Raw genomic sequence first — 2992 nt, forward strand, 5'->3', positions numbered from 1 at the left:
ATTATGTTTTTTACTTCAATTTTCATTGTTCTTCTTTTCTATCTTCAAAGCCAAGCCCGCCTGGCTCACGCGCCGCGCCTCTTCCACTCGCGCACGCTCCAACAGACGGCAAGGACGGCAGCGCACCGCGCAGCTTTCAATACGACCCTTGGCGATTTCATACCACCACTTCTGCTGCTTTGCCGTCCACACCTCGTGCGCACCGCAGTCCTTGCAGACAAAGGGCGTGTCGATGTAGAACGAGGGCAACAAACTCCAGGTGGTGTTATGCGCCAGTTGCGCGTGGTCCGCCGCCACAGCGCCCAAAGGCACTGACCTGGTTGAAATAAAGGGGTTGGGTGCCCGCGCCGCGCTCAGGCGTGCCAGGCGCTTGGCCTTGATCTCCTCCCGCCTTTGCTTTCCGCTCTTCATCACACGTCCTTTTGCGGGGCTCACCCCATTTCAATCTGTTTGACTCGCCACAAGGACGGAAATGGTGTTGCGAGCCGGGTTCCAGATTGTGAGACACCAAATTCCCCACCACTCCTTGCCGGAATCAAAGTAGGTACTCCACCCACTGCGCCCTGGATTCTGATCAGGGTCACCAACCCAATCCAAAACGCATAGGTTATTTGTCCGATCCGCCCCCAGAAGCTTCAGCCACTTCACGAAATTCTCTTGAGCGTCGGAATCTGTCCAACTGGTGCCGTAAGGTGGATCACGAAAGGCGTGAAACAACGGGGGGTGGATCTCAGGCAACCCCCGCGTTGTTACAAGCGCGTCAAACTCACCGGGCAGCAGGGTCTTGCTTTTTGCACTCTGGATGTCAGCCTTTATGTCAATTTCTTGAAAGGCCATCGCCAGTGCTGCTTTGTGCAAATCCTCCGAATACCGATAGGGCTCCACCTGAAAGACGTTGAACTGAAATGCGCAACGCGCTCGGATTAGCTCGGTCCGCAATTCAGCTATCGCGGGGCTCACCAATTCCACCAGATAGCTACTCGATGTTTGACTCATATTCCTTACCCCTTCACACACACCACCTGCTTCAACGTGTACACCACTTCCACCAGATCGCTCTGGGCCAGCATCACGGCGTCGATGTCCTTGTAGGCCATCGGAATCTCGTCGATCACCTCCGCGTCCTTACGGCATTCCACGCCTTGGGTAGCCTTGATCTGGTCTTCGACCGTAAACAGCTTTTTGGCCTGCGTACGGCTCATGGTGCGGCCGGCCCCGTGGCTGCAGCTCATAAAGCTGTCGGGGTTGCCCTTGCCGCGCACGATGAAACTTTTGGCGCCCATGCTGCCGGGAATGATCCCGAGCTCTCCCGCCTTCGCGCTCACGGCGCCCTTGCGGGTCACAAACACCTCTTGCCCAAAGTGCGTTTCCTTCTGCACATAGTTGTGGTGGCAGTTCACCGCCTCCACGTGCGTCTCAAACGGCTTGCTGATCACCTTGCGCAACGCGCCAATGGCGGCCTGCATCATCACCTCGCGGTTCAGGCGCGCAAATTTTTGCGCCCATCCCACACCGCGCACATAGTCGCCAAAGTACTGCGAACCTTCTTCAAGATAGGCCAGGTCTTTGTCCGGCAGGTTGCGCTGGTGCAGCTCGGCGTCTTTCTTCGCGAGCTCGATGAAGTGCGTGCCGATGGCGTTACCCACCCCGCGCGAACCACTGTGCAGCATGATCCAGACCCCGCCGCTTTCGTCGAGGCACACCTCGACAAAGTGGTTGCCGCCGCCCAGGGTTCCCATGTGGCGGTGGTTGTTGGTGTTCTTCAGGCGCGGGTAGTCCAGGCAGATAGCCTCGAACTCATCGACCAGCTGGCCCCAGGCCGCATCTGCCGCGCTGGGCGGGTTCGTCCAGGCGCCGACCTCGCGCACCGAACCATTCCTGCGGTAGGTCTTGGGCGCCGAGCCGTGCGGTACGGCTTTTTCGATCTCCGTGCGTAGCGGGCCCAGGTTGTCAGGCAGGTCTTCGGCGCGCAGCGTGGTCTTGCAGGCCATCATGCCGCAGCCGATATCCACACCGACGGCCGCCGGAATGATTGCCTTGAAGGTCGGGATCACGCTGCCGATGGTTGCGCCCAGGCCGTAGTGCACGTCGGGCATCACGGCCACGTGCTTGAACACGATGGGCAGGCGCGCGGAGTTCTCCAGCTGCTTCAGGGCCTGGGCTTCCACCGGCACGCCGTTGGTCCACATCTTTACCGGCACACCGCCGGGAACTTCATGTTGTTGGTAGTTCATTGTTGTTCTTCCTTTTTCAATAAAACGGATGACTAGAGCTTGTGAAATGAAATTTCGCCACTTGTTGCCAAGCTGGGGTTTGAACCCAGACCCCGCGCCTTTCAGCAAGAGAGCGTTTGCACGCCGCGTCTACCTGTAATTTCACGGGCATTCATCCAAAACCTTTTTGATCACCAGCAGCAACAAAATTGTTGAAATGGATACGTGCTCTACCAGACTGAGCTACGGTGCTGCAATGGGCTCGGGCACAAGCCCATTGCAGCACCGGCGGGATTCGAACCCGCGACCTCGGCATTAACAGTGCTGTAATTCCAATCGCATTTGCCGCTGGCAATCAAAACTTTTTGCTCTCTCTTCAAGAGCTTTCAAAAACACGACAAGATCGGTGAGATTTTCATGTGCATTCAGTTTCCTGTGATGCACATGGCCAGAGTCGAACCGGCTATATCCAATGTAATCCCGCCAGCATTCGTGCTTTTGAAAACCCTCTTGTCCATCTTTAAAAAAGGCCCCGCCTGAGGACTAACAGTTGGTGTGATAAAAACAGTTTGGATGTAATCACACCGGCATTCCTCAGGCGACGACGCTCAACACATCGAGTCATGGCTTACAAAGCCAGCTCGTCTATCAATCCGACCCAGTGGTCGGCTCCCAACGCTCCCGCGGCAAACAAGGCCAGTACCTTGAACACCTCATCGGTAAAACCGCCGATGTTCAGGATGTCAGGCCGTTCGAGCGCCTGCGTGTGGGCGTAAGGC

General features: G+C 56.8%; 3 protein-coding genes. All 3 read right to left on the minus strand.

Annotated features, from left to right (window positions below; genetic code table 11):
* Positions 1-15: 15 nt before the first annotated feature.
* From AC1DWI_RS18170 to AC1DWI_RS18180, 3 genes are read right to left on the minus strand one after another with little or no spacing between them, the layout of a single operon-like run.
* Positions 16-411 (minus strand): zinc-ribbon domain containing protein, encoded by a 396-nt coding sequence (locus AC1DWI_RS18170; RefSeq protein ID WP_477668134.1) that lies wholly within the window; start codon positions 409-411, stop codon positions 16-18.
* A gap of 30 nt (positions 412-441) precedes the next feature.
* Positions 442-996, minus strand: coding sequence for a hypothetical protein (locus tag AC1DWI_RS18175; protein WP_477668135.1), 555 nt, complete (start codon positions 994-996; stop codon positions 442-444).
* Positions 997-1001: 5 nt separating this feature from the next.
* Complete coding sequence (locus AC1DWI_RS18180; RefSeq protein ID WP_477668136.1) at positions 1002-2234, minus strand: RtcB family protein; 1233 nt, start codon at positions 2232-2234, stop codon at positions 1002-1004.
* Positions 2235-2992 lie beyond the last annotated feature (758 nt).

The sequence above is a fragment of the Polaromonas sp. P3_C2 genome, assembly GCF_056402675.1.

What these genes read in the sequence shown, in the direction of transcription:
- AC1DWI_RS18175 (WP_477668135.1), bottom strand. Translation starts at nt 996, where the DNA reads ATGAGTCAAACATCGAGTAGCTATCTGGTGGAATTGGTGAGCCCCGCG.
- AC1DWI_RS18180 (WP_477668136.1), bottom strand. Translation starts at nt 2,234, where the DNA reads ATGAACTACCAACAACATGAAGTTCCCGGCGGTGTGCCGGTAAAGATG.
- AC1DWI_RS18170 (WP_477668134.1), bottom strand. Translation starts at nt 411, where the DNA reads ATGAAGAGCGGAAAGCAAAGGCGGGAGGAGATCAAGGCCAAGCGCCTG.